This is a genomic window from Streptomyces sp. NPDC051218, assembly GCF_044455475.1.
GTDB lineage: Bacteria > Actinomycetota > Actinomycetes > Streptomycetales > Streptomycetaceae > Streptomyces.
Map to the genome: position 1 here is coordinate 497,019 of NZ_JBITEU010000003.1, position 22,864 is coordinate 519,882.

Here is a 22,864-nt window from a genome sequence, read left to right on the forward strand (position 1 = left end):
TAGGCGCGCGCCTTACCCCAGGTGCGAGCCCCCCAAACGCTCTCGAGGGATACCGTTGAAGATCGTGCGCCGCATCGGTGCCTCTCCGCAGCAGCGGGGTAGCGCCTCAGGACAGTCGTGCCCGGATGTTTTCGAGCTCAGCGACGGAAACTTCGCTGTCATCGGCACAGAAGCAACATCGGCGCTCGAGAAGGAACTTCCGCCCGACGCATCGCGAGCGGATTACGAACGCATCGTGATCGTGAGCCGGGAGACGCTGGTCCGCGCCAAGGCCGAAATCCCGGATCTGTAGCGGTAGTTGGCGATCAGGCAGACCCGGCCCTGACTGCCGTCGTACGGTTTCCCACCCCCCGGCGCCGAGGGAAGAATCCCGCGGACTCCAGGGGGAGGGAACCATGGTGCGTCGAGCCAACTGGCGTGCAGCGCACGCGATCTGCGTGTGGCCGACCAGCGCGGGCAGATCAGCTGAGCGTGCACCCCCGTGGCACGCTCAGCCGCATGCCGGAACCGCCTCGGGTGCCGCAGGCCCCACATACCGCGCCGCAGGCCGGATGATTTTCGAGTCCTCCGCCTGTTCCAGGATGTTGGCCCCCCAGCCCACCACCCTCGCCGCGGCGAACGTAGGCGTGAACATCTCGCGTGGCAGGCCGCACAGTTCCATGACCACTCCCGCGTAGAACTCCACGTTGGTGTGCAGCTCGCGGCCCGGCTTCAGTTCGGCGAGGATCGTCTCGACCTGGCGCTCGACCTCGATCGCGAACTCCACCATCGGTCCGCCGAATCGCTGCGCGATGCCCCGCAGCATGCGCGAACGCGGGTCCTCCGTGCGGTACACGGGGTGGCCGAACCCCATGATGCGGTCCCCCGCGAGCACCCGCTCGCGGATCCAGCCGTCGATGCGATCGGGGGTGCCGATGGCATCCAGAGTGTCGAGAGCGCGGCTCGGCGCCCCGCCGTGCAGCGGGCCCGAGAGGGCACCCACCGCGCCCACCAGGCAGGCCGCGACATCCGCGCCCGTCGAGGTGATCACCCTCGCCGTGAACGTCGACGCGTTGAACCCATGATCAATGGTTGAGATCAAGTACTGCTCGACCGCCCGAGACCGATCCGCGTCCGGCTCCGAACCCGTCAGCATGTAGAGGTAGTTGGCCGCGTACGAGAGGTCGTCGCGGGGCTCCACGGGGTCGAGCCCCTGGCCGAGCCGGTACAGCGCAGTGAGCAGGGTCGGCACGACAGCGGACGCGGCGAGCGCGTCAGCTCGGCGCCCGTCACCGTCGATGTCGTACACCGGCCGAAAGCCCTTGGCCGCACCGAAGAGCGACAGGGCCGTACGCAGTCCGGAGAGCGGCCCCGACAGGGCGCTGGCACGGGCTATGGCGGGCAGTGCGGCGCGCACCTCGTCGGGCAGCCGGCGCAAGGCCGCGGTCTGCGCCGCGAAGGCGGCTCGCTGCCCCGCGTCCGGCAGTTCGCCGCGGAACATCAGGTGCCAGACGTCCTCGAAGCCGCGGGTCCGCGCGAGCTCCACGGCCGAGTACTGGCGGTAGTGGTAGAAGCCCTCGTGTCCCCTGACGTCGCCGAGCCGGGTCTCGGTCACGACGACGCCCGCCAGCCCGCGGGGAACCTCCACGGGGGCGGTGGGGTTGGTGGTGGAGCCATTGATCGGCATGTTCTTCCTCGACTTCCTCCCTGGACTTGATTCGACTGTCCATGCTTGACTCATTTTCTGTCAATATTGATTGGATCAATGTTCGACGCAATGGATACGGTGATGCCCATGACGGATCAAGAGGCCGCCCCGACCACCACCCCGCGAGAAGGCCGACGCCTGAGCACCCGGGAGGCCGCCGAACTCCTCGGCGTCAAGCCGGAGACCGTGTACGCCTACGTGAGCCGTGGCCAGCTCAGCAGCCGCCGCGGCCCCGGCTCCCGAGGCAGCACCTTCGACGCCAAGGAGGTCGAGTCGCTCGCCCGCAAGAACCGCCGGGAACCCGCCGCCACCTCCGCGAGCAGCGAACTCTCCGTCCGCACCCGCATCACGCTCATCGACAAGGACCGCTACTACTACCGCGGCGTAGACGCGACGGACCTGTCCCTGGCGCACTCCTACGAAGAGGTCGCCGAGTGGCTGTGGACCGGCGACATGCGCCCCGGCATCCGCTTCACCGCCCCCGAGGAATCCGCGAGCGCCGCACGCCGCGCCGTCGACGCGCTGCCCGAGCACAGCGGCCCGACCGACCGCCTGAGGGTGGCCGCCATCTCGGCCGCGGCAGCCGACCCCCTCCGCTTCGACCTCTCCGAAGAAGCCGTCATCGGCACCGCACGCACCCTCATCCCCACCCTCGTGACGGCGCTGCCCCCGGTAAGCCGCGCCCACCGGGACAACGGCCCTCTGGCCCATCAGCTCTGGGCACGGCTCAGCGGCCAACAGCCCCACGAGGCCTCCCTGCACGCCCTGGACACCGCGCTCGCCCTGCTCGTCGACCACGACCTCGCCGCGTCGACGCTCGCCGTCCGCGTCGCCGCCTCCGCCCGCGCCCACCCGTACGCGGCGGTGTCGGCAGGCCTCGGCGTCCTGGAGGGCCCCCTGCACGGCGCGGCGAGCGGCCTCGCGCACCGCATGCTCCTCGACGTGCTCGACCGGGGCAGCGCTGCCCCCGTAGTGGCCGACGAACTCCGCGCCGGCCGCCGCGTCCCGGGCCTCGGCCACCGCCTCTACCCCGGCGACGACCCGCGCGCGCAGGCCCTGTTCGCCCTCCTGGAGGTCATCCCCAAGGCAGGCCCCGCCCTGGCGGCGGCCCGCGACGTGGTGGCCACCACGGCCCGTCACACGGACCTGCACGCCAATGTCGACCTGGCCCTCGCCGTCCTGACCGCCTCGTCCGGGATGCCCGCCGAGGCGGGCGAGACGATCTTCGCCGTGGCGCGCACGGCTGGCTGGATCGCGCACGCCCTGGAGGAGTACGAGGAGCGTCCGCTGCGCATGCGCCCCAGCGGGCAGTACGTCGGGCTGCGTCCACCCCAGCCGATGCCCGCGCCCGACGCCGGTTGAATCGCCCCGGACCCGACGCGGGTTAGGCTCGCCTCTGTGAGTACGTGCGCCACCGCTTCGCGGGATCTGGACGAGTCTCTCGCGGGCACCGCGGCCACCGCGAGGACCTGGCTGCTCCTTGAACAACCGGGCCCGTGGGGCGCCAAGGCACTCACTTCGAGCCACCTGGATCCGGAGGTCGGCCGCGCCCTGGAGGCCGCCGCCGAGGGAACGGGCGTACGCATCGCGCTCATCCGCCGTCCCGGCCGCCACGCGGACAGCCATCCCCCGGCACGCCGGAGGGTGTACGCGGCCCACACCGTGCCCGGCAACACCTGGCTGCGCGGTCACGTCACGGACCGGCCGGAGGAGTTGCTCGACCTCGACTTCGCCGCTCTCGGCGCGGGCGACCACGGCGGATTCGGCACCCCGCACACGGGTTCCCCGCTCGCCCTGGTCTGCACGAACGGCAAACGTGACCGCTGCTGCGCGCTCCTGGGCAGGCCGCTCGCCGCCGAGCTCGCCACATCCGGTGAACAGGGCGCCTGGGAAGTCACTCATCTGGGTGGCCACCGCTTCTCCCCCACGCTGCTCGTGCTGCCCTACGGCTACGCGTACGGCCGCTCCGATCAGGCCGCCGTCAAGGAGATCCTCGAAGGGGTGCGGACGGGCCGCGTCGTCACGGAAGGCTGCCGGGGGAGTTCCGCGTGGGGCCGTCCGGGCCAGGCCGCCGAGCTCGCGGTGCGCACCGCGGCGGGTGAGCACGCCGCAGGTGCCCTGAGCGTCGTCCACGCGCACGAGACGGCCCCGCGCGACGGCACGGGCCCCCGGGACGGCACAGGCTCCCGGGACGGCACAGGCGCGCACTGGGACGTGACGGTGGCCCACACCGACGGACGGCGCTGGCGCGTGACGGTCGCGCAGGGGGCCTCGGCCCCGCCGCGGCCCGAGAGCTGCGGCGCGGCCCTGGCGTCCCCGGCCCGCATGGATGTCGTGGCGGTGCGGCCGGTCGCGTACGGAGTCGCACAGGAGATCCCCGCCACAGTGACTTCGGAGTAGCCCCGCGCTCGCCGTACCGTTCGTACACATGAGCCCGACCTCCCCTGCCCGACGACTCCGCCTCGGCCTGCCGCGGCGCGTCTTCTCGCAGGTCCTGCTGATGCAGCTGGCGATCGCCGCCGGGGTCGCCGTGCTCGCCACGGGGCTCTTCCTCGCGCCGCTCGGCGATCAGCTGGACGACCAGGCGATGCGCCGCGCGCTCGCCATCGCGCAGACCACGGCCGCCCAGCCGCGGATCGCCGACGACCTGCGCTCCTCGAAGCCGACCGTCGACGGACCCGTTCAGACGGAAGCCGAACGCATCCGGCGAGCCAGCGGCGCCGAGTACGTCGTGATCATGAACAAGGAAGGTGTGCGCTGGTCCCACACCGACCGCGGCGAGATCGGCCAGGTCGTCTCGACCGACCCCAGCGAGGCACTCGCCGGGGACGCGGTCATGGAGATCGACGACGGCACCCTGGGCCGATCGGCCCGCGGCAAGGTGCCGCTGCGGGACATCGACGGGGACCTCGTGGGCGCCGTCTCCGTGGGCATCGAGTACGACAGTGTCCGCGCCCGGCTGATCCACGCGATCCCCGGGCTCTTCGCCTACGCGGGCGGAGCCCTCGCCGTGGGCGCCCTCGCCGCCTATCTGATCTCACGCAGGGTGCAACGCCAGACCCGTGACCTGGCCTTCTCCGATATCTCGGCGCTTCTCGCGGAGCGTGAGGCCATGCTGCACAGCATCCGCGAAGGCGTGGTGGCCCTGGACCGCGCGGGGCGCGTCCGCCTGCTCAACGACGAGGCCCAGCGCCTCCTCGGCCTCGGTGCGGAGGCCATCGGACAACCGCTCGACACCACGCTCGGCCCGGGGCGTACGACCGACGTGCTCGCCGGACGGGTCACCGGCACCGACCTCCTGACGGTCCGCGGGCAGCGCGTCCTGGTCGCCAACCGCATGCCCACGGACGACGGAGGCGCCGTCGCCACCCTGCGCGACCGCACCGAACTGGAGCAGTTGGGCCGCGAGCTCGACTCCACCCGCGGCCTCATCGACGCCCTGCGCGCCCAGGACCACGAACACGCCAACCGCATGCACACGCTGCTCGGCCTCCTGGAACTCGAGATGTACGAGGAGGCGGCGGAGTTCGTCGGCGAGGTGGCGGGCGCACACCGGGTGACCGCCGAGCAGATCACGGAGAAGATCGGCGATCCCCTGCTCGCCGCGCTCCTGGTGGGCAAGGCGACGGTAGCCGCCGAGCGCGGGGTCGTCCTCGCCGTTCCGCACGACACCGCGCTGCCCGACCGGCTGATCGACCCGGGCGGCCTGGTCACCATCGTCGGCAATCTGGTCGACAACGCGCTCGACGCCGCAGCGGGCACGCTCCACGCGCGCGTGGAGGTCGATGTGCGCACCGAGGGACGCGCCGTCGTCCTGCGGGTGAGCGACACGGGCCCTGGCGTTCCGCCCGAGCAACGCGAGACGATCTTCACCGAGGGATGGTCCACCAAGGAGCCGCCGGCGCACGGCAAGCGTGGCATCGGGCTCGCCCTGGTCCGCAGGCTCGCCGAGCGGCAGGGAGGCAGCGTCCGGGCCGACGCCTCCCCCGAAGGGGGCGCCGAGTTCACGGTCGTCCTGCCCGAAGCCCTCACTCGGCCCGAGCTGGCTCCCACGGATGAACTGGCCGCCACACCCACGGAGGAGACACGATGATCGAGGTGCTCGTCGTGGACGACGACGTCCGGGTCGCCGACGTCAACGCCGCCTACGTGGCGAAGGTCCCCGGCTTCCGGGTTGCCGCGAAGGCCCACAGCGCCGCAGAGGCGCTGCGGTTCATCGAGGAGCTCCCCGTCGACCTCGTGCTTCTCGACCACTATCTGCCGGACGAGACGGGTCTCGCGGTGGTCCGTACGTTGCGGGAGCGCGGCCACCAGACCGACGTGATCATGGTGACCGCCGCGCGCGACGTCGCCACCGTCCAGGCCGCGATGCGCCACGGAGCCCTGCAGTATTTGGTCAAGCCGTTCTCCTACGCGGGACTTCGCGCCAAGCTCGACGCGTACGCGACCTTGCGCCGCACGCTGGACGGTGGGGGCGAGGCCGAGCAGGCCGAGGTCGACCGCATCTTCGGCGCCCTCTCGGCAACTCCCGCGCCCGAGCTACCCAAAGGGCACTCCCCCACCACGGCCGAGCTGGTCCGCAGGGCCTTGATGGGCGCGGAAGGGCCGCTGTCCGCCCAGGAGTTGGCCGACCGCACCCGGCTGAGCCGCCAGACGGCCCAGCGCTATCTGAAGCTCCTGGAGCGCTCGGGCCGGGTCCGGCTCAGCCTCAAGTACGGCGACACGGGCCGCCCGGAGCACCGCTACGAGTGGGCGTCGAGCGCGTCCTAGCAATGGCCGTGGGCCTGGCCGTGGCCGTAGCCCTGGCGTCGTTCAAGGCAGTTACGCCGCTCCCGCCCCGGTGAGCGACCGCACCTCGGTCTCCGCGTGTTTGGCCTCGTCCGCGGGCTCCGGCGATGTGACGGTGCCGAGCCATCCGGCGAGGAAGCCCAGCGGGATGGAGACGAGCCCCGGGTTCTCCAGCGGGAAGTACTGGAAGTCCACGCCGGGGAAGAGGGAGTTCGGCCCTCCGGAGACCACCGGTGACAGCATCACGAGCACCAGGGAGGGCAGCAGGCCACCGTAGACCGACCAGACGGCTCCCCGCGTGGTGAAGTTCCGCCAGAACAGCGAGAAGAGCAGCACGGGCAGATTCGCGGACGCGGCGACCGCGAAGGCGAGACCCACCAGGAACGCCACGTTGAGATCCCGGGCGAGCAGCCCCAGGGCGATCGCGACCACCCCGATCCCGGCAGCCGCCAGGCGCGCCACCGCCACCTCGCTGCGCGGCTTCGCGTGCTTGCGCCGCAGCGACGCGTACAGGTCGTGGGCCACGGACGCCGAGGAGGCGAGCGTGATCCCGGCGACGACGGCGAGGATCGTGGCGAAGGCGATCGCGGCGACGATCGCGAAGAGAACCGTTCCGCCAGTGGAGTCCGCACCGCCCCCGAGATCGAGCGCGAGCAGCGGAACTGCCGTGTTCCCCGCGGCGTTCGACCCCCGTACCGCATCGGAGCCCACGATCGCGGCGGCACCGAAGCCGAGCACGATCGTCATCAGGTAGAAGCTGCCGATGAGACCGATGGACCAGACGACGGAGCGGCGGGCGGCTCGCGCCGTCGGCACCGTGTAGAAGCGGGAGAGGATGTGTGGCAGCCCGGCCGTGCCGAGGACGAGCGCGAGCCCGAGGCTGATGAAGTCCAGGCGCGAGGTCCAGTCACCGCCGTACTTCAAGCCGGGCGCGAGGAACTGACTGCCGTGCCCGCTGCGGTCGGCCGCGGTCCGCAGCAACTGGTCGAAGTCGCCGTGGAAACGCACCAGAACGAGCACGGTCAGTGCGATCGCGCCGCACATCAGCAAGACCGCCTTGACGATCTGGATCCAGGTGGTGGCCCGCATCCCTCCCATCGACACATAGATGACCATGAGCGCGCCGACGCCGATCACCGTCCAGGCCTGCGCCGCCCCGCTCGTCCCGCCGAGCAGCAGCGCCACCAGTGAGCCCGCCCCCACCATCTGCGCCACCAGATAGAGAACGGACACGGTCACCGAGGAAGTTCCCGCCGCGATGCGCACGGGCCGCTCCCTCATCCGGGCGGCGACGACATCGGCGAGCGTGAACCGGCCGCAGTTACGCACCAGTTCGGCCACGAGGAACAGCACGACGAGCCAGGCGACGAGGAAGCCCACCGAGTAGAGCAGCCCGTCGTACCCGAAGAGCGCGATCAGTCCGGAGATGCCGAGGAAGGAGGCTGCCGACATGTAGTCGCCCGCGATGGCGAAACCGTTCTCCATGGGTGAGAAGAGCCGCCCGCCCGCGTAGAACTCCTCGGCCGAGCCGTGTCGGTTGCGGCTCACCCACGTCGTGATGGCGAGCGTGACGGCGACGAACACGCCGAACAGCAGCAGCGCGAGCGTCTGGTGGTCCCCGGTCATCGCTCGCTCCCCCGGGCCGGCTCCTGCTCCCGCCTCTGGTCCCGCTCCCGCTCCCGCTTCTGGTCCTGCTCGCGCTTCTGCTCGAACACCGACCAGCGCAGATCGAGCGCCGCGTGATCCCTCCTCAGGCGGGCGTGCCGGGCGTACGCCCAGGTCAGCAGGAAGGTCGTGAGGAACTGCCCGAGGCCGGCGAGCATCGCGACGTTCACGGAGCCTGCGACGGGCCGCGCCATCAGCCCCGGTGCCGTGGTCGCCGTCACGACATACGCGAGGTACCAGGTGAGGAAGAGGGCCACCCCTGGGACGACGAACCGCCGATACCGGCCGCGCACCTCCTGGAAGGCAGCGCTGCGCTGGACCTCCAGGTAGATGTCGGCCGCGCTCGCGATCCGCTCGGGCGCGGCTCGGGGCGGTGCCACGGGCGCCGGCGCACCCGTGCCGTCCAACTCGCCCCAGCCGGACGCAAGCGCGTCGTACCAGGGATCCCTCGGATCACCGGTCCGCGCCTGCCCCGCATCGCGCCCGTCGTGCTTCTCCACCGAACTCTCCTTGTCCGCAGCCTTGTTCGGCCGCGTGCCCAAGGATGGGCAGAACCGGGAGATCCCTGACTCTTCTCTCCCCGCTCTTCACCCCATTAGGTGAAGGAGCTCGGGAAAGCCCCCTCACCCGGCGCCGCGCGGGCGCTACGCGTCGATGCGTGAACGGTCCAGCGTCGCCGCGGAGCTCGTGATGAATTCCTTGCGGGGTGCCACATCGTTGCCCATCAGGAGATCGAAGACCTGCTCGGCGGCTTCCAGGTCGCCGATGTTGACCCGCCGCAGGGTGCGGTAGCGCGGGTCCATGGTGGTCTCCGCGAGCTGATCGGCGTCCATCTCACCGAGGCCCTTGTAGCGCTGGATGGAGTCCTTGAAGCGGATCCCCTTGCGCTGGTACTCCAGGAGCGTCTCGCGCAGCTCGTTGTCCGAGTACGTGTAGACGTACTTGTCCTGGCCCTTCTTCGGCTGCACCAGCTCGATCCGGTGCAGGGGCGGCACGGCCGCGAAGACCCGGCCCGCCTCCACCATCGGGCGCATGTACCGCTGGAAGAGCGTGAGCAGCAGAATCCGGATGTGCGCGCCGTCGACATCGGCGTCGACGAGAAGAATGATCTTCCCGTAGCGCGCCGCGTCGATGTCGAAGGTCCGGCCCGACCCTGCCCCTATGACCTGGATGATCGCGCCGCACTCGGCGTTCTTCAGCATGTCCGACACGGACGCCTTCTGAACGTTGAGAATCTTGCCGCGGATCGGCAGGAGGGCCTGGAACTCGGAATTCCGCGCCAGCTTGGCGGTGCCGAGCGCCGAGTCTCCCTCGACGATGAAGAGCTCGCTGCGATCCACGTCGTCACTGCGGCAGTCGGCCAGCTTCGCGGGCAGCGAGGAGGACTCCAGGGCCGTCTTCCGGCGCTGGGCGTCCTTGTGCTGCCGGGCCGCGATGCGTGTGCGGGCCGCGGCGACGGCCTTCTCCATCACGGCGCGCGCCTGCGCCTTGGCGTCGCGCTTGGTGGACGTCAGGAACGCCTTGAGCTCCTTGGCGATGACGTTGGCGACGATACGGTTGGCCGCCGAGGTGCCGAGCACCTCCTTGGTCTGGCCCTCGAACTGAGGCTCGGCGAGGCGGACCGTGACGACCGCGGTGAGCCCCTCCAGGGCGTCGTCCTTGACGATGTCGTCCTCGGCGACGCGCAGCACCTTCTGGGTGCGCAGCACCTCGTTCATCGTCTTGGTGAGGGAGCGCTCGAAGCCCGTCATGTGGGTGCCGCCCTTGGGGGTGGCGATGATGTTGACGAAGGACCGCATCGTCGTGTCGTAGCCCGTGCCCCAGCGCAACGCGACGTCCACGGCAAGCTCACGAGTGACCTCGGCGGGAGTCATCTGCCCGTGGTCGTCGAGGACCGGGACGGTCTCCTTGAAGGTGCCCTGCCCGGTGAAGCGAAGGACGTCACAGACGGCCTTGTCCTGGGCAAGGTACTCGCAGAACTCGCTGATGCCGCCGTCGAAGCGGAAGGACTCCTCGCCCTTGGTGCCGCCCTCGCCGAGGCCGTACTCGTCGCGCACGACGATGGTCAGGCCCGGCACCAGGAACGCGGTCTGGCGGGCACGCTGGTGCAGCGTCTCCAGATTGAGCTTGGCGTCCTTGAGGAAGATCTGGCGGTCGGCCCAGTAGCGCACGCGCGTGCCGGTGCGCGTCTTGGGGATCTTCTTGGCCTTGCGCAGCTTGGCCGACGAGTCGAAGTCGGCGTCGGGGCCGGGCTTGGCGAAGGCCCCGGGGACGCCACGACGGAAGCTGATGGCATGGGTGTGCCCGTGGAGGTCCACCTCCACGTCGAGGCGCGCGGACAGGGCATTCACCACGGAGGCACCCACTCCGTGCAGACCGCCGGAGGCGGCGTAGGCGCCACCGCCGAACTTGCCGCCCGCGTGGAGCTTCGTCATGACGACCTCGACTCCGGAGAGGCCGGTCTTGGGCTCGACATCCACGGGGATGCCTCGGCCATTGTCCCGGACCTCTACGGAGGCGTCGTCGTGGAGGATGACTTCGATGTGGTCGCAGTAGCCGCCCAGGGCCTCATCGACGGAGTTGTCGATGATCTCCCAGAGGCAGTGCAGCAGGCCACGGCTGTCCGTCGACCCGATATACATGCCCGGACGCTTGCGAACGGCTTCGAGCCCCTCCAGGACGAGCAGGTGCCGCGCGGTGTAGTTGGAACCGTCCCGGTCTGCTCCGGTCAGCAACGCTGTGGACGGCACGGACGTCTCGGCGGTCACGCGGTTCGCTCCTCGCTGAATTTCAAAAGGGGTCCTTTGGGGTAAGGCCCCGGCTTCGGTTGCCGCTCAGAGGGTACCGAGGCCTGGTAGAGCCGTTGTAACGCCACCCTCGTCATAAACTCACCCTAGTCCAGCACCGTACGCTTGTTCGATCCCTCGATGGAGTGAAGCGCACGTCACGTTCCCTTCCAGGCATGAACCATTTAGGCTCCGGGCACGTCCTCATGAACAACCGGCAACCCAGCCGGCGGACGACCGACCTGACAGACAGCGCGAAACCGTACGACACGTAAGAGACGTACTACGGCACATTCGCCGCCAACCGGCAGCAGACAGCCACCTCGGAAAAAACTTCGAGGAAAAGCCACGAGCGGGAACGTTTTCGGCCTGGTTGGATGTTGACCCTGGTACGACAGCTCGTCGAGCTAGAGAAGAGGCGACGTGACTACTGTTCTGACCCCCGCGAGCCCCCTGACGGCCGCTGATCGCTGCGACCGCTGCGGCGCCCAGGCATACCTGCGCGTCGTCCTGTTGAGCGGCGGTGAACTGCTCTTCTGCGCCCACCACGGCCGCAAGTTCGAGCCGGAACTCAAGAAGATCGCCGCTGAGATACAGGACGAGACGGAGCGGCTGACGGCCGTCCCGGAGACCACTGACGAGGATCGCTGACACCTCGCACCCACGACGAGCCATCCGGCGCTCACCAGGCCGGTAAACGGGCGGCCGACCCTGCCAACCCCAGGGTCGGCCGCCCGCTCGCGTCACAGGGGCGTTCAGGCGCCTCCTCGGCGGCCCCTCGCGGCACTCCACACTCGCCGCGCGGACAGCTCCCGTATTTTCAGCCCCGCAGCGACATCTGCCGCGCGACGCCCGAGATCCGCGTATAGACCCCCGGACTACCGGCCCGCCCGCAGCCGCTGCCCCACGAGACCAGGCCGATCAGCCGCCCGCGTGCGACAAGCGGGCCGCCACTGTCCCCCTGGCAGGCGTCACGCCCACCCTCAAGTTCCCCCGCACACAGCATGGATGCGGACGTGTACGTTCCGTCAGAACTACCCGGGTACGCCTCTTTGCACTTCGAGTCGGGCAGTACCCGCACATGCGCGGAGTGCAGCGTCTCCGCGTAAGCGCCCGATCCCGTTGTGTCACCCCACCCGTAGACCGTCGCGCGCGTGCCGGGTTCGTACGCCTGATCGCCCGCAGCGGCCATGGGGATCACGTATCCCTGTGGCAGGGGGCTGGCCAGCGACAGCACCGCGACGTCGCCGCGGTTCGAGTAGCTGTCGTACTCCGGATTGGCCGAGGCGTCGCGCACCGGGATCTCGCGACCCTCCGCCGTGCCCAGGTCGTCCCGGCCGGCGACCACCTTCAGATCACTCATCTCGCTCAGCCGTACTCCGAGGACTTCCTTTCCCAGACAGTGCGCCGCGGTGAGGACCGTCGAGCGTCCGACCACCACGCCTCCGCAGAACTGTCCCGAACGCGTACCCCCGAACCGGTCACGGCTGGACAGCGCCACCACCCAGGGGCTGTCGGCCACCCGGACCGGACTCCCCCCGATGACGATGCTGTCGGCCGCCGCGGGGGCCGCCGAGGCCAGCGGCAGCGCTGCCACCGGGGCGACAAGGGCCAACGCCGCCGTGAAGGTGCGGGCGAAAGGACGAGGCATGCGAACTCCTCACTCTGGGTTCCCGTGAAACACCCACAGTGATCCAGCGCGGCACACCCCGCACCCTCGCCACGCGCGTCCGCGGCGGCGCGGACCCATCGGAAAAGCGGTCCCGTTGGGCAAGCAGAAGACCCGAGGCCTCGCGTGAGGCCTCGGGTCTTCCTTGTGGAGCGCTGTTGACCAGTCGTGAAGCTCTGTGACTAGTCGAGGTAGTCGCGCAGGACCTGCGAACGCGACGGGTGACGCAGCTTCGACATCGTCTTCGACTCGATCTGACGGATGCGCTCACGCGTCACCCCGTAGACCTTGCCGATCTCGTCGAGCGTCTTCGGCTGGCCGTCCGTGAGACCGAAGCGCATGGAGACCACGCCCGCCTCACGCTCGGACAGCGTGTCGAGCACCGAGTGCAGCTGCTCCTGAAGGAGCGTGAAGCTGACCGCGTCGGCCGGAACGACCGCCTCGGAGTCCTCGATGAGGTCACCGAACTCGCTGTCGCCGTCCTCACCCAGAGGGGTGTGGAGGGAGATCGGCTCACGGCCGTACTTCTGGACCTCGATGACCTTCTCCGGGGTCATGTCGAGTTCCTTGGCCAGCTCCTCCGGGGTGGGCTCACGGCCCAGGTCCTGGAGCATCTGACGCTGCACGCGCGCGAGCTTGTTGATGACCTCGACCATGTGCACCGGGATACGGATGGTGCGGGCCTGGTCGGCCATGGCGCGGGTGATCGCCTGACGGATCCACCAGGTGGCGTACGTGGAGAACTTGTAGCCCTTGGTGTAGTCGAACTTCTCGACCGCTCGGATCAGACCGAGGTTGCCCTCCTGGATGAGGTCCAGGAAGAGCATGCCGCGGCCGGTGTAGCGCTTGGCCAGCGAGACCACCAGACGGAGGTTGGCCTCCAGGAGGTGGTTCTTGGCGCGGCGCCCGTCCTCGGCGATGATCTCCAGCTCGCGCTTGAGCTTCGGGGCGAGCTTGTCGGCGTTCGCCAGCTTGTCCTCGGCGAACAGGCCGGCCTCGATGCGCTTGGCGAGCTCGACCTCCTGCTCGGCGTTGAGCAGCGGGACCTTGCCGATCTGCTTCAGGTAGTCCTTGACGGGGTCGGCGGTGGCACCGGCCGCGGCGACCTGCTGGGCCGGGGCGTCGTCCTCGTCCTCGTCGGACAGCACGAAGCCCTGGGCGCCCTCTTCCGCGGGCTCACCCTCACCGGGCTTGCCCTTGGCGGGCGTCTCCTCGGTGGCTTCGTCGTCCAGGATCTCGTCGTCCTGCTTGGACGCACTCTTCTTGGCCGTCGCCTTCTTGGCGACGGTCTTCTTGGCGACGGCCTTCTTCGCCGTCGTCTTCTTGGCAGCGACCTTCTTCGCGGGCGCGTCCTCGGCAGCGTCATCCACGGCCGACGCCTCGGGGGCGGCGGTCGCGGTGGCCTGCTTGGCCGTGGCCGCCTTGGCCGCGACCGTCTTGGTCGCGGTGCGCTTGGCCGGGCTCTTTGCTGCGACGCTCTTGCGGGGGCGTTTCGGCTCCGCGGCACTGACCATCAGCGTCACACCCTCTTCCTCGAGGATCTGGTTGAGGCTGCGCAGAACGTTCTTCCACTGAGTGGCCGGAATCTGGTCAGCTTCGAAGGCACGACGCACGTCATCGCCGGCGATCTGCCCATCAGCCTTTCCCCGCTCGATGAGCGCCATGACAGAGACGGATTCGGCGATCTCCGGCGGGAGCGTACGGGATGTGCTGGCCGACACGAACAACCTCTCGGAACGTTGGAAAACGGCTTCCGGCCCCGTCCATTGTGGACCAGGACCGACGACCGACGACTGGGGATGGGCCGACGGCGCAGGCGGGGCCGGGGAGCTACACAGCGTCGCGAACGACTGCTGTATTCCCTCCTCGGCTATCACCTCTTAGGTCATCGCGCTGCCCCGAGGAGCGTTACGCCCAATCTACGTGGCCCGAGTCACACCGCGTAAGCGCTCAAAAGCGGCCAGATACGGTCAGAGGTGTCCAGACCCGAGCTCTGACGGCCCTCCGGACAGCAACGACCGCGTCGCCGGGTCTCTGCCGGATCCCCGAGGAACCCGCAGAGACCCGGCGACGCCACCGCGCCAACGGAGTGAAGAGGTCGAGCCGCGAGGCGCATGAGCCGGCCGTACGGACGCAGACCCGGCCGTCAGTGCTCGCGAGGGGCGGGCACGACGCGCTCCCCCTCCGGGTGGACCGTGAGCAACTGACGCATGGCGGCCTCGGCGCCGGGTCCGTCGCCCGCCCCGAGGGCGTCGACGATCCGCGAGTGGTGCACCAAGGACGCCTCGGTGGGCCGGTCGCAGCCGGTGACCGGGCCGCCCGAGACCTGGAGCGCGGCCGAGACGATGCCCGACAGGTGCTCCAGCATGCGGTTGCTCGCGAGCTGGATGAGCAGCGAGTGGAACTCCGCGTCCGCACGGGAGAAGGTGATCCCGTCGCCCTGACTCAGGGCGTGGCCCATGATCTCGACCATGTCGGCGAGGCGCTGCTGCACCTCCTCGCGGCCGTGGCCCGCGGCGAGCCGGGCGGCGAGGGGCTCGATCGTCCAGCGCAGCTCGCTGAGTTCGCGGCGCTGGTCGTCGCGCTGCGGCCCGAACGCGCGCCACTCGATGATGTCCGGGTCCAGCAGGTTCCAGTCGCTGACGGGCCGCACGCGCGTGCCGACGTTGGGCCTGGCGCTGACCAGGCCCTTGGCCTCGAGGACGCGCAGCGATTCCCGGACGACGGTGCGGGAGACCTCGAAACGCTGGCCGATCTCCTCGGGGACCAGCGGGCGGTCGGCTCCCAGGTCGCCGGAGACGATCATCTGGCCGAGTTGCTGGACGAGTTGGCCGTGCAGCCCACGGCCGCGGCTGCCGGCGGTGCGTCGTCCGACGCGGCCGAGGTCATGGTCGGCGCTGTCCCACGAGGGCGCGACGACGCGGTCGGCACCCGGGGCCTCGGCGTAGGGGTAGCGGTCGAGATCGCCCGGTCCGGCCAGGCCGGAGTCTGCGGAGCGGGCGGCGGTCATCATGGTGTGCGCAAGGGTACTCACGGAACCTTTGTCGGCGTGGCCCCCAAGTCCCTTGAGGTCTTTGGTGAAAAGCACACGAAAGGGTGATCGCTTACCCCGCCGCAATTGACGCCTTATCGGAAAGAAATGGGCGTTCTCCGGGGAGTTGTGCGCAGCACGGAAACGGAAGCGAAGGACAGTCGCTATCGGACCCTGTTCCGCATCCCTGTGAGCAGATATGCGCAGAGCAGCGTGGTCAGCGACAACATCAGTGCGCTGCCCACAGGTTGGACGACCATGCGGACGCCGCCGGCCAGATATCGCTCGACACCGAACGGCCACTGCACCAGCGCGAGGTCGCGCAGCCTCCCCGGGAGCCCGGCCGCCGATCGCACAGACGGTCCCTCCAAGGCCTTTTGTACGAGCGGTACGACGACGATGGGCACCGCGAGAACAGCGGCGAGGCCGGCCGTGGTCGACCGGAAGACTCCGCCGGCGAGCACCCCCGCCCAGGCGCAGCCCGCAACCAGAGCGAACCAACTCGCGCCCATCGAAAGCCAGTCGACGGGAACTTCCACGATCTCTTCGCCGTATACCAGGTGGAGGAGCGCGGCGTCGGAGACGACGACGAGCAGGCTCAGCAGGAGAGCGGTGGCGGCCGAGACGATCAACTTCGCGCTGAGCAGCCCCAAGCGGCGGGGGACGGTGCCCCGGTCAGCTGCCAGGGCGGGGTGGCGGAATTCCTCACCGAAGGCGAGAGCGCCGAGCAGTCCGGCGCCAAGCGCCGCGGGCGGCAAGGGGAGTTCCTGGGGCCAGGCGGCCAGCAGGTAAGGCTGCGGCGTGTGTCCACTCCTGGCGAGGAAGACGCACAGAACGGCGGAGACGGCGAGCACTACGGCCGTGGTGAGGTAGCCGGTACTGACACCGGCTGCACGGCGCAGTTCGTAGCGCAGGGGGCGCAGGGGGCTGCGGGCGTGTCGGACGGAGATGGGGGGCGGCAGGGGGGACGGCGGCGGTACGGGGGGCTGCTGGATGCGGGCGGTGGTGAGGGCGGTGGCAGGGGTGGCTGCCGGGTCCGTGGGGGCTAGGGGGGCGAGCGGGACGAGGTTCTTGGGTGCGGGGGTGGTCTCGGACTCGAATGAAGTCTCGGCGTCGGAAAGTGTGTCGACTGGCGCCTCTGCCTCTGCCGTCGCCTCGTCGGAGGCTGCGGTTCCGGCTTCAGCGGCTGGCTCGGGGGTCGGGGCAGGCTCAGGTTCGGGCTTGATGTCCGGCGCGGCAGGCTCAGCCGCAGGCCCCGCGTCACCGATCTCGTCGGCGAGTTGGTGGACGAGGATTCCGTGGCGGAAGGCCGTCTCTCCGATGTCGGCACAGTTGCTGCCGTACACCGAGAGCCGGTTGCCGTCCTCCTGCACGACCTCGATGGAGCGTTGCCCGGCCCGGGCCTCCTTGGACAGCAGCACCCCGAGCCGAGCCGCATGCGGACTGCGCACCGCGACCCGGGGGCGCAGCCGGGTGCGAGCGAAGTCCCCGGCTTCCTGGTCGGCCACCAGCCGGCCCTCGTCCAGCGTGACGACGCGGTCGGCGATCCGCGCGGCCTCCTTGGGATCGGCCGTGGAGAACAGGACAGTCCCGCCCTGGGCGGCGTGCGCGCGCAGAATCCCGTGCAGCCAGCCGGCTTCCCGGGCCGAGAGCCCGTCGGCGGGTCCGTCCAGGACGAGTGTGTGCGGGTCGGAGAGCAGCGCGCAGGCCAGGCCGAGACGGCGGTCCATGCCACGCGAGAGCGTGCCAAGACGCTGATCCCGAAGGCTGACGAGACCGACGACTTCGAGTACGTCGTCGGCGCGCTGGACGGGCACACCGGCGGCCGCGCACAGCATGCGCAGCTGGCCGCGGACCGTGCGGCCGGGGTGGCCGGGGACCTCACCCAGAAGGACACCCACCTCACGTGACGGATGGGTGATGCGGTGGAGCGGACGCCCTCTGAAGTAGGTGACTCCTCGGCCCTGTTGGATTTCGAGCATGAGCCTGAGCGCCGTCGTCTTGCCCGCGCCCTGCGCGCCGAGCAGTGCCGTGACACGGCCTGTTCGCGCCTCGAAGGACACGTCGTCGACGGCGGGCGGCAACTCCTGGCGGGGATTGCTTGTCAGTCCGATGGCCTGGATCATCGCTTCTCTCGCAGGATGTGCGACCGCTCGGCGGCCAGGGTTCGTCCGCCGGGTCGGGGACGGACGAACCCCGTGGGTACTTCAGCAAGATAACGCGATACAACCGGCATTTCGGGCAGGGCGTGGGCCGCGGGTGTCCATCATGGGCCGGGGGTGCCCACCAAGCGCTCAAGCCGACAGGCGCCATGTGAACGGCGAGCGGCGCCCGACTGAAGGTGACGGGCGGCAGGAGATCGGCGCCCGACTGAGGCAACGGGCGGGAGGAGATCGGCGCGGCGGCCCGTGGTGCGCGAGGCTCAGACCTCGGGGCGCAGCATGGGCGGGTTGAGCAGCGTCGCACCGCCCGCACGGAAGAGCTGGGCCGGGCGGCCGCCCTGGCGGGTTGTGGTGCCGCCGGTGGGGACGAGGAAGCCCGGCGTGCCGGTCACCTTGCGATGAAAGTTGCGCGGGTCGAGCACGACGCCCCATACGGCCTCGTACACGCGGCGCAACTCACCGACGGTGAACTCGGGCGGGCAGAAGGCCGTCGCCAACGAGGAGTACTCGATCTTCGAGCGGGCGCGCTCCACACCGTCCGCCAGGATCTGTGCGTGATCGAAGGCGAGCGGCGCCGCCTGCTCGCCCTCCCGGCCGTAACCGCCTTGGTTGAGCAGCGCCTCGATCGGCGCCCAGCGCGCGCTGTTCGCGTCACCGCCGGCCCGCGGCGCGGGGAGGTCAGGGGCCAGCGCGAGATGGGCGACGCTGACGACCCGCATCCGCGGATCGCGCTTGGGATCGCCGTATGTGGCGAGCTGCTCCAGGTGCGCGCCGTTCGCCTGAGCCGGAGAGTCCGGCTCGTGGGCGCACAGCCCCGTCTCCTCGACCAGCTCCCGCGCGGCCGCCGCCGACAAGTCCTCGTCGTCACGCACGAATCCACCGGGGAGCGCCCAACGCCCCTGGAACGGCGACTCGCCCCTGCGTACGGCGAGTGCGCAGAGCGCGTGGCGACGCACGGTCAACACGACCAGATCGACGGTGACAGCGAAGGGCGGGAAGGCCGACGGGTCGTAGGGCGACATGCCGCGATCATAGTCGTCTGCCTGACGATAAACAGCTCCTCCAGCATCCGATCCCGGCCGGATTCCGTGGGCCCCACGCCGTCTTCAGGCCACATTGGGCCATGCCGTCTTCAGGCCACGCCCGGCCACGCCCACCACAGACGAGCCACACCCACCACAGGCCCGTCCTCCGCCGGCCCTTCCTCCGTAAGTCCCTCCTCCCCGGACCCCCTCCGCTGCCTTTCTACGTGGCCTATCTACGTGCCCCTTCTACGTACGTATCCCCGTCGGTCACACTCCCAGCTGCAGTCCCTCGGCCGCCTCCTCGACCATGGCAAGGCCGAGTCTGCTGACGCGCACGGAGAACGGGGCGCCCGCGACACGCAGCGCCGTCAGCTCCAGCTCCCCCAGGGGCGCGCTGCGGACGGGGCGCAGCGTGACCGTGCCCGACGGGGCGTCGGGCCGGATCCCGGCGAGCGCCGTGAGGAGGTGCACCCCAGCAGCCGCCGCGGTGGCCGCCGGGCGGCAGGCAGCGGGGTGCGGCAACGGCGCGCCGCCCTCCGTGCGCTGCTCCCCCGCATACATCTCAGGCAGCCGACAGCCGAACGACTCGGCCGCCGCCATCACTCCCCGCAGCAGCGCGCTCGCCTCCTTCTCATAGCCCGCGGCGGCCAGACCCGCGACGGCGACCGCGCTCTCATGGACACGGACCGCCCCGCCGCGATGTCCGAAAGGGTTGTACGCGGCTTCCTTGACGCCCAGGCTCCGCAGCCCCCATCCCGAGTCCATGGCGGGCCCGCCCAGAAGCCGGGCGAGCTGCTCGGTGCGCACCTTGTCCAGCAGTCCTGGCGCGAGCACGCCCGCCCGGAGCAGACCCGTGTCCAGGAGGTGCGCGGCTCCTCCGGTGAGGAGGGGCACTGGGCGGCCGTCGGCCAGACAGGCCGCGGCGGGCCTGCCACCCGCCCTGTCCTCCACCCAGAAGTCCTCCCGGAACGTGTCCCTCAGCCGCTCCGCCCACTGCCGCAGCTCGGCACCGCCCGGACGACCGTGCGCGTCGAGCAGGTCGGCGCCGAGCACCGCCGCCCGGTGGGCATGGGCCTGGGTCTCGCAACGCGCGGGCCCACCCGGATACGGGTCCGGCAGGCGCCCTCCTTCGCCCGCCGCGGCGAGCAGCCACCGTAGGCAACGCTCGGCCGCCGGCAGCAACTCCTCCGTCTCCTGCGCCGCCAGCCCCCAGCGCCATGCCTCCGCCAGCAGCACCGGGAAGAGCAGCGTCGCCTCGACCCCGGTGCAGCCTGGCGGAAGATGCGGGCCCGCGTTCCGCAGCGGCCCTGGGATCATGCCCACCCGCAGCCCCTTGCCCGTGAGTTGGCGGCGGGCCAGCGTACGCAGCGTCCCCGCGGCGATCCTGGTGCCGAGCGGCAAGGCCATCCGAGCGGCAGCCAACGCCTCGGCCGGAGCGAGCCCGCAGCGCCATGGCGCCCCCGCGGCCAGGTGTACGTCGGTGGGATGCGCGGGGTCCCGCAGCAGCAACGCCTGAAGATCCTCCACGGATCGGTCCAGCAGCGCTCGGGCCCTGGCATCGTCGCCCGCGGCCCGCGCCGTGGCGAGGGCGTGCGATGCCCCGTGCCCGAACGCTCTGACCGGGCCCGCGCCCTCGGGGCGCACCCGCAGTTCCAGGATCCACGTGCCGCCCGGCGGCAGTTCCACCTCCCAGCGCAACAGCCCCGCCGAGGCCAGCGCGTCCGCGGGCGCCGGGTGTGCGGTGACCACACACGTGCCCGCCGGCGAGGACCAGCGCATTCCGGAGTCGTGGACACTGGCCGGCAGTTCGGGGCCGGTGTTGCCGGAGGCGACCGCTCCGAGCTCGGCCAGATCCGTGCCGAGCGAGACCTCCACGGGCAGCCGCCGGTGCCGGACGGCGGCACTGCGCAGGGTGATCCGCTCCGTACCGTCGGCGTACCGGGTGCGCTCCACGATCACGTCCGGGTCCGGGCCGCCGTCCGCGGAGGGGCGCAGCGTCGCCACGAACCGGGCCTGGTCGGCCGCGACCATCCTTGCCTGCACGGCGATCGGCTCGCGGCCCGCCACTCGTAGCTGACAGCGGGACAGCAGCCTGCGCCCCGCGCGGTAGAACCCCTCGAGTCCGAGGCCGGTCAACTGCCCCTGGTCCGTCGAGATCGCGAGAGCGGGCATGGCGACACAGATCAGCGTGGCGTGTGCCGGCGGCAACTGCGCGAGGCGACGTGACGTGTGAGCCTGCGTGGGTCCGCCGGGAAGGGGCGGTGAGCCCGGCGCGGGCCTCTGGGGTCCCTCTCTGCCGGAGACGGAGGACGGGGCGGGCAGGGGCATGAGGTGGCCTCTTCTGCGCTGTCCGCGCTACGGGGAGTCGGAGGTCGTACGGCGGCGGATCGACCCGGGCGCGGGTGTTCTCCCAGGCGCAGATACCGCCACTCAGGTGAACGGACCCGTCCCGCCCCGAGTCACGCCTACAGCAGGGAAAGCCACCCGCCCGGCCCCAGCCCTCCACGCACCGCAGCCCGGACGGCCCCCGCCTGACCCTCGTCCCCCAGCGCTGACCGCCCGCGTTCAGGTGTCCTTTGTTCACGTGTCGCTCGATCACGTGTCATTCCTTGCTGTGCGCCGGATGGTGTGACGGCGGTTCTGCGGCCCTGTGTTCGGCCTGTCGGTGGCCCGTGCGCCAGGGCCGTTCTTCGGGCGTGCGGGGCGGCGGCGTCGGGCGACGCCCACCGGCTCATCCACCGGATCCGAGGGCTCCGCGGAGAGGGGCAGTTCGGTCTGGACCCCCTTCACCCCACGGTCGGTTCCCTCCCTGCGCAGGCAGCGGCGGATCGGCTCGGGATCCAGATCTCCGGTGCAGGCATGGTGCAGTAGTTGCGCGAAGGTGTAACTCGGATCGGCACACAGCGCCATGTCCAGGGCTTCCTGCCCCTCCGTGGTGTCACCGAGGGACCATGCCACCCAGCCCGCGAGCGACAGTGGCGCCGCGGCGTGCTCCGCGTAGGCGCCGACGCAGCGACGGGCCAGGGCCCTCCAGAGGCGTAGGGCCGGTGCTCCGGCGTCGCCTTCCATCCACTCGGCGGCCCGATCGCGCGTCGTTCGGTCCTGGAGACCGAGGATCAGCGCCGCGGCCTCGTCGTGCGCGAGGAGGTCGTCGTCCTGGAGGTCCGCCTCCAGCCTGTCGCTGACCGCCGGTGCGGAAACCATGCGTGCCATGATCCTGCGGGCCAGGTCGAGCGTGTCAGCGGCGACCCCGGTGTGCCCGTCCTTCTCAAGGATTCGGTGGACGATCGCCATGCCCGCCGCGTCGAGTGCGGCCTCCTGGTCCACCGCGGCGGCGGATTCCCATGGAGTCAGGCGCGCCCTCATCTCCCTTGCTGTGACGCCCACTTGGACGCCGGCGTAGGCCGTGGCAGCGGCCAGGACCGATGTACCGGGGCGCAGCAGGGGCACGCCCTCCGGCGGGCAGCACTGCTTGTTCGGACAGCAGTAGGTCCAAAAGCTGCCCGCGGAGATGCACACGACCTCGAACACGGGGACGTCGAGGCTTCCGCAGGCAGTGCGGATCACCTGCGCCAGCGGTCGTAGGCGCTCCATGACCTGCCGACCGGATTCGGCGCCGACCGGTTCCGCGCACAGGAACGCGACGATGCCGTCGGGCCGGGCGCCGCGCCGCTCGCACCCGCCCACCAGGCACTGCGCGAGCTGCTCGGCGATGGGCGGCCAGTCCTCCTCGCGGCCAGGAATACCGAGGCGCACCCGCCCACCGAACCTGCCGTGCTCGCCGTGCAGGGCGATGAGGACGACGCTCTCCTCGGGCTTGAACCCGAGCAAGTACGGCAGCGCGTCCGCCAGTTCGGCCGGGGTGCGCAAGGTGACCATCGTCTCGTCGACAGGGCTCATCGCGTGGGTGGAGTTGGTCGGGTGAGTGGAATCGGTCGAGCGGGTGGAGCTGGTCGCGTGGTGCGAGTCGGTCGATTCGATCGGGTCGTTTTGTTCGCTGTGATTCGCCATGCGCCGACTCTCCCGCAGATCACCAAATTCCGGTTTGCCC

At 70.5% G+C, this 22,864-nt stretch carries 17 protein-coding genes; 6 read left to right on the top strand and 11 right to left on the bottom strand.

What is annotated here, in order from left to right:
* Window positions 1-55: 55 nt before the first annotated feature.
* Complete coding sequence (locus ACIBCK_RS13180) at window positions 56-292, top strand: hypothetical protein (protein WP_399389623.1); 237 nt, start codon at window positions 56-58, stop codon at window positions 290-292.
* A 198-nt stretch (window positions 293-490) separates the two neighbouring features.
* Here the strand turns inward: ACIBCK_RS13180 and ACIBCK_RS13185 are convergent, their stop codons facing one another.
* Window positions 491-1,666: a citrate synthase/methylcitrate synthase gene (locus ACIBCK_RS13185; protein WP_399389625.1), complete on the bottom strand. Its 1,176-nt coding sequence runs from the start codon at window positions 1,664-1,666 to the stop codon at window positions 491-493.
* A 108-nt stretch (window positions 1,667-1,774) separates the two neighbouring features.
* On the opposite strand from ACIBCK_RS13185, the gene ACIBCK_RS13190 reads away from it, so the two are divergent.
* From ACIBCK_RS13190 to ACIBCK_RS13205, 4 genes are read left to right on the top strand one after another with little or no spacing between them, the layout of a single operon-like run.
* Window positions 1,775-3,049, top strand: a complete 1,275-nt coding sequence (locus tag ACIBCK_RS13190; RefSeq protein WP_399389627.1) for a citrate synthase family protein — start codon at window positions 1,775-1,777, stop codon at window positions 3,047-3,049.
* A gap of 36 nt (window positions 3,050-3,085) precedes the next feature.
* Complete coding sequence (locus ACIBCK_RS13195) at window positions 3,086-4,087, top strand: sucrase ferredoxin (protein ID WP_399389629.1); 1,002 nt, start codon at window positions 3,086-3,088, stop codon at window positions 4,085-4,087.
* Between the two features lie 28 nt (window positions 4,088-4,115).
* Window positions 4,116-5,780: an ATP-binding protein gene (locus ACIBCK_RS13200; RefSeq protein WP_399389631.1), complete on the top strand. Its 1,665-nt coding sequence runs from the start codon at window positions 4,116-4,118 to the stop codon at window positions 5,778-5,780.
* Window positions 5,777-6,457: a response regulator gene (locus ACIBCK_RS13205; RefSeq protein WP_399389633.1), complete on the top strand. Its 681-nt coding sequence runs from the start codon at window positions 5,777-5,779 to the stop codon at window positions 6,455-6,457. Before ACIBCK_RS13200 ends, ACIBCK_RS13205 begins: the two co-directional genes overlap by 4 nt.
* A gap of 51 nt (window positions 6,458-6,508) precedes the next feature.
* Here ACIBCK_RS13205 and ACIBCK_RS13210 read toward each other — a convergent pair whose 3' ends face one another.
* The 3 genes from ACIBCK_RS13210 to ACIBCK_RS13220 all read right to left on the bottom strand — a co-directional run bounded on the left by ACIBCK_RS13210 (window position 6,509) and on the right by ACIBCK_RS13220 (window position 10,908).
* Window positions 6,509-8,101 (bottom strand): cation acetate symporter, encoded by a 1,593-nt coding sequence (locus ACIBCK_RS13210; protein ID WP_399389635.1) that lies wholly within the window; start codon window positions 8,099-8,101, stop codon window positions 6,509-6,511.
* A complete protein-coding gene (locus tag ACIBCK_RS13215; RefSeq protein WP_399389637.1) occupies window positions 8,098-8,640 on the bottom strand; it encodes a DUF485 domain-containing protein in 543 nt (180 codons plus the stop codon). Before ACIBCK_RS13215 ends, ACIBCK_RS13210 begins: the two co-directional genes overlap by 4 nt.
* Window positions 8,641-8,784: 144 nt before the next feature.
* On the bottom strand, window positions 8,785-10,908 hold the full coding sequence (locus tag ACIBCK_RS13220; RefSeq protein WP_399389639.1) for a type IIA DNA topoisomerase subunit B: 2,124 nt from the start codon (window positions 10,906-10,908) through the stop codon (window positions 8,785-8,787).
* Window positions 10,909-11,349: 441 nt separating this feature from the next.
* Between ACIBCK_RS13220 and ACIBCK_RS13225 the strand changes: the two genes are divergently transcribed.
* The gene (locus ACIBCK_RS13225) at window positions 11,350-11,577 is read left to right on the top strand and encodes a hypothetical protein (protein ID WP_351173659.1); all 228 of its coding nucleotides are present in this window, start codon (window positions 11,350-11,352) and stop codon (window positions 11,575-11,577) included.
* A 169-nt stretch (window positions 11,578-11,746) separates the two neighbouring features.
* On the opposite strand, the gene ACIBCK_RS13230 is transcribed toward ACIBCK_RS13225, so the two are convergent.
* The 7 genes from ACIBCK_RS13230 to ACIBCK_RS13260 all read right to left on the bottom strand — a co-directional run bounded on the left by ACIBCK_RS13230 (window position 11,747) and on the right by ACIBCK_RS13260 (window position 22,824).
* Window positions 11,747-12,577 carry a serine protease gene (locus ACIBCK_RS13230; protein ID WP_399389641.1) on the bottom strand — a complete coding sequence of 277 codons (831 nt, stop codon included), beginning with the start codon at window positions 12,575-12,577 and terminating at the stop codon, window positions 11,747-11,749.
* A 200-nt stretch (window positions 12,578-12,777) separates the two neighbouring features.
* Window positions 12,778-14,322 (bottom strand): RNA polymerase sigma factor, encoded by a 1,545-nt coding sequence (locus ACIBCK_RS13235; RefSeq protein WP_367045505.1) that lies wholly within the window; start codon window positions 14,320-14,322, stop codon window positions 12,778-12,780.
* Window positions 14,323-14,741: 419 nt separating this feature from the next.
* Window positions 14,742-15,629, bottom strand: coding sequence for a FadR/GntR family transcriptional regulator (locus ACIBCK_RS13240; protein WP_399389642.1), 888 nt, complete (start codon window positions 15,627-15,629; stop codon window positions 14,742-14,744).
* Window positions 15,630-15,790: 161 nt separating this feature from the next.
* Window positions 15,791-17,752 carry an ATP-binding cassette domain-containing protein gene (locus ACIBCK_RS13245; protein WP_399389644.1) on the bottom strand — a complete coding sequence of 654 codons (1,962 nt, stop codon included), beginning with the start codon at window positions 17,750-17,752 and terminating at the stop codon, window positions 15,791-15,793.
* A 296-nt stretch (window positions 17,753-18,048) separates the two neighbouring features.
* A complete protein-coding gene (locus ACIBCK_RS13250; protein ID WP_399389646.1) occupies window positions 18,049-18,810 on the bottom strand; it encodes an NUDIX domain-containing protein in 762 nt (253 codons plus the stop codon).
* A 270-nt stretch (window positions 18,811-19,080) separates the two neighbouring features.
* On the bottom strand, window positions 19,081-20,985 hold the full coding sequence (locus ACIBCK_RS13255; protein WP_399389788.1) for a glycogen debranching N-terminal domain-containing protein: 1,905 nt from the start codon (window positions 20,983-20,985) through the stop codon (window positions 19,081-19,083).
* A 423-nt stretch (window positions 20,986-21,408) separates the two neighbouring features.
* Window positions 21,409-22,824 carry a DUF4192 domain-containing protein gene (locus tag ACIBCK_RS13260; RefSeq protein WP_399389647.1) on the bottom strand — a complete coding sequence of 472 codons (1,416 nt, stop codon included), beginning with the start codon at window positions 22,822-22,824 and terminating at the stop codon, window positions 21,409-21,411.
* Window positions 22,825-22,864: the final 40 nt, after the last annotated feature.

Excerpts from the sequence above, each read along its gene's own strand:
- ACIBCK_RS13250 (WP_399389646.1), bottom strand. The coding sequence starts at position 18,810 with ATGTCGCCCTACGACCCGTCGGCCTTCCCGCCCTTCGCTGTCACCGTC.
- ACIBCK_RS13255 (WP_399389788.1), bottom strand. The coding sequence starts at position 20,985 with ATGCCCGCTCTCGCGATCTCGACGGACCAGGGGCAGTTGACCGGCCTC.
- ACIBCK_RS13190 (WP_399389627.1), top strand. The coding sequence starts at position 1,775 with ATGACGGATCAAGAGGCCGCCCCGACCACCACCCCGCGAGAAGGCCGA.
- ACIBCK_RS13230 (WP_399389641.1), bottom strand. The coding sequence starts at position 12,577 with ATGCCTCGTCCTTTCGCCCGCACCTTCACGGCGGCGTTGGCCCTTGTC.
- ACIBCK_RS13210 (WP_399389635.1), bottom strand. The coding sequence starts at position 8,101 with ATGACCGGGGACCACCAGACGCTCGCGCTGCTGCTGTTCGGCGTGTTC.
- ACIBCK_RS13200 (WP_399389631.1), top strand. The coding sequence starts at position 4,116 with ATGAGCCCGACCTCCCCTGCCCGACGACTCCGCCTCGGCCTGCCGCGG.
- ACIBCK_RS13245 (WP_399389644.1), bottom strand. The coding sequence starts at position 17,752 with ATGATCCAGGCCATCGGACTGACAAGCAATCCCCGCCAGGAGTTGCCG.
- ACIBCK_RS13185 (WP_399389625.1), bottom strand. The coding sequence starts at position 1,666 with ATGCCGATCAATGGCTCCACCACCAACCCCACCGCCCCCGTGGAGGTT.
- ACIBCK_RS13260 (WP_399389647.1), bottom strand. The coding sequence starts at position 22,824 with ATGGCGAATCACAGCGAACAAAACGACCCGATCGAATCGACCGACTCG.
- ACIBCK_RS13205 (WP_399389633.1), top strand. The coding sequence starts at position 5,777 with ATGATCGAGGTGCTCGTCGTGGACGACGACGTCCGGGTCGCCGACGTC.